The organism is Mycobacterium sp. UM_Kg1 (genome assembly GCF_000972925.1).
In the GTDB taxonomy this organism is placed as follows: domain Bacteria; phylum Actinomycetota; class Actinomycetes; order Mycobacteriales; family Mycobacteriaceae; genus Mycobacterium; species Mycobacterium hiberniae.
Genome location: NZ_JRMK01000339.1, coordinates 1 through 565, shown reverse-complemented (window position 1 = coordinate 565; position 565 = coordinate 1). Strand labels below are relative to the sequence as shown.

1 pseudogene is annotated in these 565 nt (G+C 67.3%); it reads left to right on the top strand.

The window, feature by feature from the left end:
* Nucleotides 1-565, top strand: a pseudogene (locus tag LI92_RS22805) (transposase); the annotation flags it as partial.

Below are 565 nucleotides of genomic sequence, written 5' to 3'. Positions count from 1 at the left end.
CAGGAGCTCTGCGAGGTGTGCCGGCACCTGGAGATCACCGAATCGACCTGGCATCGCTGGGTCGCCCAGTACGGCGGCATGAAGGCCAGTGACGCCAAGCGTCTCAAGGAACTCGAGGCAGAGAACGCCCGGCTCAAGAAGCTGGTGGCCAACCAGGCCCTCGATATCGACATGCTCAAGGAGATTTCGTCGGGAAACTTTTAGGCCCGAACCGCAAGCGCAGCGCCGTGGTGATGCTGCGTGAACGGTTCGGGGTCTCTGAGCGGCGAGCCTGCACGGTGGTCGGCCTGCACCGGTCCACGATGAGCCTGACGCCGGCCTCGATCAGCGATGCCGAAGACCAGCTGCGGGCCTGGCTGCGGAAGTTCTCCACCGACCGGCCCCGCTGGGGATGGCGGCGAGCGGCGATCGCAGCCCGCAAGGCCGGCTGGCTGATCAACAACAAGCGCATCCGCCGCCTGTGGCGCGAGGAGGGTCTGCGGGTTCCGCAGCGGCGCAGGAGGAAGCGGCTGACCGGCATCGGGACCGCGGTTGGGGCGATGTGCCCGATCCGGCCGAACGTGAT